At 73.5% G+C, this 6,136-nt stretch carries 5 protein-coding genes; 4 read left to right on the top strand and 1 reads right to left on the bottom strand.

The features are described 5' to 3' along the window. Positions 1-194: 194 nt before the first annotated feature. The gene (locus AB0958_RS05900; protein ID WP_366889186.1) at positions 195-1,439 is read left to right on the top strand and encodes a protein phosphatase 2C domain-containing protein; all 1,245 of its coding nucleotides are present in this window, start codon (positions 195-197) and stop codon (positions 1,437-1,439) included. Between the two features lie 80 nt (positions 1,440-1,519). Beyond that, positions 1,520-3,262 carry a pyruvate dehydrogenase gene (locus tag AB0958_RS05895; RefSeq protein WP_366889059.1) on the top strand — a complete coding sequence of 581 codons (1,743 nt, stop codon included), beginning with the start codon at positions 1,520-1,522 and terminating at the stop codon, positions 3,260-3,262. A 9-nt stretch (positions 3,263-3,271) separates the two neighbouring features. On the opposite strand, the gene AB0958_RS05890 is transcribed toward AB0958_RS05895, so the two are convergent. Beyond that, positions 3,272-4,753 carry a helix-turn-helix domain-containing protein gene (locus AB0958_RS05890; RefSeq protein ID WP_366889058.1) on the bottom strand — a complete coding sequence of 494 codons (1,482 nt, stop codon included), beginning with the start codon at positions 4,751-4,753 and terminating at the stop codon, positions 3,272-3,274. A 177-nt stretch (positions 4,754-4,930) separates the two neighbouring features. On the opposite strand from AB0958_RS05890, the gene AB0958_RS05885 reads away from it, so the two are divergent. Next, positions 4,931-5,551: a hypothetical protein gene (locus AB0958_RS05885; RefSeq protein ID WP_366889057.1), complete on the top strand. Its 621-nt coding sequence runs from the start codon at positions 4,931-4,933 to the stop codon at positions 5,549-5,551. A 110-nt stretch (positions 5,552-5,661) separates the two neighbouring features. Further along, positions 5,662-6,123, top strand: coding sequence for a hypothetical protein (locus AB0958_RS05880; protein WP_366889056.1), 462 nt, complete (start codon positions 5,662-5,664; stop codon positions 6,121-6,123). The last annotated feature ends 13 nt before the right edge of the window (positions 6,124-6,136 follow it).

The following is a 6,136-nucleotide window of genomic DNA, read 5'->3' as shown; positions in this document are numbered from 1 at the left end:
CTGCGCCCGACCGGCCTGCGCCCGACCGGCCTGCGCCCGACCGGCCTGCGCCCGACCGGCCTGCGCCCGACCGGCCTGCGCCCGACCGGCCTGCGCCCGACCGGCCTGCGGCCGCCCCTGACGGGCGCGGCGCCGACGGGGGCCTGCCGGCCGCTCCGGCACCCTGGCCGTGGGACGAGGAGGACCAGGATCCGCTGGACGCGGACGACGACACCCCGCCCTCCACCCCGGTCCCACCAGGAACCGTCCCGGCCGACCCACCGCCCCCGACCCGCGCTCAGCCGCCCGTCCGCCCCCCGGAGCCGCCCTACTCGGCGCCTTACGCCGAGGCTGCCCCGGTGCCGTCACCGGTCACCCCGGACGATTCGTGGCCCGCGACACCGGCTTCGCCGCCCGCAGTTCCGGCAGAGCCGCCCTCCTCGGCTCCGGGCTCGGCTCCGTCGTCACCCCTCGCCGCCTCCGCCCCTGCCTCCTCCGTCGAGTACGTCGGTTCCGGGCCGCCCACCTATGACGCGGAGCCCACCGCGATGCCCGTCGCCGATCCGGACGGGCTCGGCGATCTGGTGGCCGACACCGTGCTGGACGGTGCCCGGTACGGCGCCTGCACCCTGCGGGCCGTCTCCCAGCGCGGCGACTCCGCCCGGTACCGGGGCGAGCCGCGCCGCGACGCGCTGCTCACCGCCCGGTTCGGGTCCGGCGACCAGGCCCTGATCCTCGTCGCGATGGCCACCGGCGCCCGGGCCACCCCCGGCGCGCACCGGGCCGCCGCCGAGGTGTGCGAGCTGATCGCCCGAGCGGTGGGCCGCAGCCACCAGCGGCTCACCGAGGACATCCAGGCCGCCCGCCGCGGCGACCTCAAGTCCGGGCTGCACCGGCTCACCGACCGCAGCCTCGGCAAACTCCGCGCCAGCGCGGCCGAACAGGGCGTCGCCCCCGAGGAGTACACGGCCAGCCTGCGGTGCCTGCTCCTCCCCGGCCACCCCCAGTGCCGTACCCGCGTCTTCTTCGGCGTAGGCGAGGGCGGGCTGTTCCGGCTCCGGGACGGCGAGTGGCAGGACATCGAACCGCGGACCGACACCGACGCCTCCGGCGAACCCGTGCTCGGCTTCGGCTCGCCGCCCTCCGAGACCCCCTCGGGCGACCGGCTCACCATGGACCTCGGCATCCCCACCCCGCCGAGCCCCTACGAACCGGCCCCCGAGCCGCCCCGTGACCCGTTTCTCTTCCGGGCCTCGGTAGCCCGCCCGGGTGACGCCCTCGTGATGTGCACCGGCGGCCTCGCGGAGCCGTTGCGCGGGGAGCCGGCCTTCTGCGCCTACCTGGCCCGACGCTGGTCCGGCCGCACCCCGCCGGGTCTCGCCGCGTTCCTCGCGGACGCCCAGGTGCGGGTCAAGGGCTATGCCGACGACCGTACGGCGGCGGCCGTCTGGGAGGCGTGACCGCGGCCGCTGTGGATACATGGAAGGGCAATCGCCGGGGAGTACCGGAGATCCGCGGAGCCGAAGGGTGCCCGACCGCCATGGCCAAGCAGAACGTCGCCGAACAGTTCGTCGACATCCTCGTCCGCGCCGGGGTGCGCCGCCTCTACGGCGTCGTCGGCGACAGCCTCAACCCGGTCGTCGACGCCGTGCGGCGCAACTCCGCCATCGACTGGATCCACGTCCGCCACGAGGAGACCGCCGCCTTCGCGGCCGGCGCCGAGGCCCAGATCACCGGCACCCTCGCGGCCTGCGCCGGCTCCTGCGGCCCCGGCAACCTGCACCTCATCAACGGCCTGTACGACGCGCACCGCTCGATGGCCCCGGTGCTCGCCCTCGCCTCCCACATCCCGTCCAGCGAGATCGGCCTCGGCTACTTCCAGGAGACCCACCCCGACCGGCTCTTCCAGGAGTGCAGCCACTACAGCGAGCTCATCTCCAGCCCGAAGCAGATGCCCCGGCTGCTCCAGACCGCCATCCAGCACGCGGTCGGCCGCAGCGGGGTGAGCGTGGTGAGCCTGCCCGGGGACATCGCCGACGAGCCCGCCCCGGAGCGGTCCGCCTCCGCCGCCCTCGTCACCTCCCGTCCGACCGTCCGCCCAGGTGACGACGAACTGGACGAGCTGGTCCGGATGATCGACGCGGCGGACAAGGTCACCGTGTTCTGCGGCAGCGGCACGGCGGGCGCGCACGCGGAGGTCATGGAACTCGCGGAGAAGCTCAAGTCCCCGGTGGGCCACGCCCTGCGCGGCAAGGAGCACATCCAGTACGACAACCCGTACGACGTCGGCATGAGCGGGCTGCTCGGCTACGGCGCCGCCTACGAGGCCACCCACGAGTGCGACCTGCTGATCCTGCTCGGCACCGACTTCCCCTACAACGCCTTCCTCCCCGACGACGTGCGCATCGTCCAGGTCGACGTGCGCCCCGAGGTGCTGGGCCGGCGCTCCCGCCTCGACCTGGCGGTGTGGGGCGACGTACGGGAGACCCTGCGGTGTCTCGTGCCGCGGGTACGGGCCAAGGAGAACCGGCGGTTCCTCGACCGGATGCTGAAGAAGCACGCCGACGCGCTGGAGGGCGTGGTGAAGGCGTACACAAGGAAGGTCGAGAAGCACGTCCCGATCCACCCGGAGTACGTGGCCTCGGTCCTCGACGAACTCGCCGACGACGACGCGGTGTTCACCGTGGACACCGGGATGTGCAACGTCTGGGCCGCCCGCTACATCTCGCCCAACGGCCGCCGCCGCGTGATCGGTTCCTTCTCGCACGGCTCGATGGCCAACGCGCTGCCGATGGCGATCGGCGCCCAGTTCACCGACCGGCGACGGCAGGTGGTGTCGATGTCCGGGGACGGCGGGTTCAGCATGCTGATGGGCGACTTCCTGACCCTGGTCCAGTACGACCTGCCGGTCAAGGTCGTCCTTTTCAACAACTCCTCCTTGGGCATGGTCGAGTTGGAGATGCTGGTCGCGGGCCTGCCCGCGCACGGCACCCACAACATCAACCCCGACTTCGCCGCCGTCGCCCAGGCCTGCGGCGCCTACGGGGTGCGGGTGGAGAAGCCCAAGCAGCTGGCGGGTGCGCTCAAGGACGCCTTCCGGCACAAGGGCCCGGCCCTGGTCGACGTCGTCACCGACCCCAACGCGCTCTCCATCCCGCCGAAGATCAAGGCCGACATGGTCACCGGCTTCGCGCTCTCCGCGTCCAAGATGGTCCTGGACGGGGGCGTGGGCCGGATGGTCCAGATGGCCCGCTCCAACCTCCGCAACGTGCCGCGGCCGTGATCCCGTGACTCAGTCGTCGGTCGGCACCCACTGGCGGACCCCGTCCACGAACCCGTACCAGTAGTGCGGCAGGCCCTTGATGGAGCTGGTGCGGAACGGCTGCCCGTGGTCGTCGATCCGCACCGTGCCGGAGCGGCCCTGTGAGGACCAGTCGAGTTCGAGATACCAGCGGCAGTCGCAGCCGACGGTGCTCGCCTGCACCCGCAGCACCTCCGGGTCGGTGGCGGAGACCCGGTAGGGCAGGTGCATGGTGGAGACGGTCTTCCCGTCCGGGCCCTCCCCGGCCACGGGGCGGGCGATCGGCCGGTCCTTGTCCAGGTCCACGTCGAAGTAGCGCGGGGTGAGTCCGCCGCCGCAGCCGTCGGCCATGGAGTAGGCGATGCCCGGGGCGGGCGTCGTCCGGCCGACGACCCGTACCCGCAGGTCCTCCAGGACCACGGCGGTCGACGAGCGGCCCTGCACCGAGACCTCCACGATGGTGTCGCCGCCGTGCACCGCGTTCTGGGTGGCCGCCCAGGTGCCCGCGTCCTGCGGGGCGGGCGGCGGCGGGACCTGCGCAGGCTGTTTGTCGATGACGTAGTGGTGGAGGCAGCCCAGCTCCCACAGCTGGGAGTTCGCGGTCCAGGTGAGCGGGACGCCGGTCGCGCCGCTCGGCGCGGAGGGGGTGGTCCCGCCCGAGGGGGACGCGGAGGGCCGCGCGCCGCCCGCTGTGCGGGACGGCGAAGGGGCGGCGGAGGTGGTGCGGTCGGGGGACGGACCGGTGGACGCGGTGGTCGTGGGGCGCCCGGTGTGTCCGGCAGGGGGCGTGGGCGTGGCGGAGCCGGGGTGTCCGGCGCCGGCGTCGGCGGGCGGCCGGTCCTCCGGGAGCGCGGCCAGGGTGCCCCACGTCGACAACAGGACGGTGGCCACGGCGGCGGCGACCACGGTGCGCCGCCGCCGGTACCAGCGCCGCGAGCCGCCGGCCACCACCGGAGCCACCACTCCGGCGTTCGAGTCGGAGTTCGGGGCGGCGTCGGTGGCCGTGCCCGAGGGCCCCGGCCCGCCTCCCGCCGAGCGCGCCGCTGCGCCCTCCGCCGAGCGCGCCGCTGCGGCCTCCGCCGAGAGCGCCGCTGCGGCCTCCGCCGCGAGGTCGGTCTCCGGGTGTGCTTCCCGCGTGGGTGCCGGGGGTGGCTGTTCGTCGTCCGTGCCGCGCGGGCGTCGGCGGGCCGCCACCGCTCGCAGCCAGCGTTCGTGGAGGTCGAGGCGTTCCCGGGGGGTCGCTCCGCAGAATGCCGCCAACCGCTCGACCGGGGCGAAGTCCAGCGGCACCGCCTCGCCCGCGCAGTAGCGGTGCAGGGTGGAGGTGTTCATGTTCAGCCGACGGGCCAGCGAGCCGTAGCTCCGGTCCGTACGGTCCTTCAACTGCCGCAGCAGCGCCGCGAACTCCTCGACGTCGTCCACATCGTCGCCCACGCGCACCGTCCCCCGCTCGTCGCCGTCCCAGGCACTCATATACCTGCACGTCAACAGGGCTGGGATGGTTCCAGGGCGGGGAAACGGGCGCCCGCCGTTGCGGTCGCCGCCGGTGACGCCCGATGCTCTTGGTGTCGCACCGAGCGGGGCCGGACCGACCAGTCGGCCGCGTCGGCGACAGCCCACACCCATGCACCGACCCACGGGGGATCACCCATGCCCAAGCGCACCCGAGCAGGCGCGCTCACCGCACTCGCCGGCGCCGCACTCGTCGCCGGCACCGCGCTCGCCGCTCCCGCGGCGGCCGCACCCAAGGCGCCCGGCTTCCTCAAGGCGGCCGACCTGCCGCCGCGGGCCGGCACGTCCTGGACGGCCGGCAAGGTCACCGCCGGCATTCCGGAGGAGGTCAAGGAGGACATCTGCATCGGTGTCGGGCTCGGCGGCGGCCAGGACTCCTGGTACCGGAAGTTCCGGACCGACCTCGACACGAGTGCCCGTCAGGTCACCGCGGTCCTGCCCAGCGTCCGCCTCGCGAAGGGCCGGTTCGCGAAGCTCGACGAGGACATCGTGTCCTGCGCGGACCGGATCGAGATGGCGGACCCGCAGATGCGGGCCACGTTCCAGGACCACGGCACCCTGCCGGTCGGGGACGGCGCCCATGTCTACGCCCTGCGCACCATCACCGCCTGGGGCACCAGCGACATCCGGCTGATCTCCCTCGGCCGGGAGGGGCGCACCGTCACCGTCGTGGACTGGGGACAGCTCGGCGGCTTCGTGGACGCGCCGGTGAAGGCGTTCAAGAAGACCACCGCCACGGCCGTGAACAAGCTCCACTGACCCACGGCCACCACGTACGACCACCCGGCACGACCACCACACCAACCGGGGCCGTCCTCTCGCTCGGGGGAGGAGAGGACGGCCCCAGACCAAGGAAACGGGGAACAGACATGAGCAGCAAGACCCGCGCCGTCCTCACCGCCGGCGTCCTCGCCGTGGCCCTCGGCCTCGGCGCGACCGCGCAGGCCTCGGCCGGCGCTCCGCGCAGCGTGAGCGGCAACCCGTCCGACAACATCACCCGCATCTCCGACTTCTACGGCGCCTACATCGACGCCGAGAGCGACCTGGACGGCAGCGGCAAGCTCCCCACCGCGCTGCGCGCCTACTACATCGCCCCGGCCTACCTGAAGAAGCTGCGGGCCTGGGAGGAGCGCGAGCACGCGGACGGGGTGCTGCGCGCCCAGAACACCCCGCTCAAGTGGAAGGTCACGGACAACGGCACCAGGAAGTACACGGAGGCCGTCATCACGCTCACCTGGAGCCGCAACACCACCACGAAGCTGGTCGTCGACATGACCCGTGACACCCACAAGATCGTCAACATCGGCACCAAGGGCCTCGGGAACAAGTAGGCGGAAGGTCAGG

The sequence above is a fragment of the Streptomyces sp. NPDC006655 genome (genome assembly GCF_040703965.1).
Lineage (GTDB): Bacteria > Actinomycetota > Actinomycetes > Streptomycetales > Streptomycetaceae > Streptomyces.
Note: the sequence above shows the minus strand (reverse complement) of the source record. Positions and strands in the feature narration are given on the sequence as shown.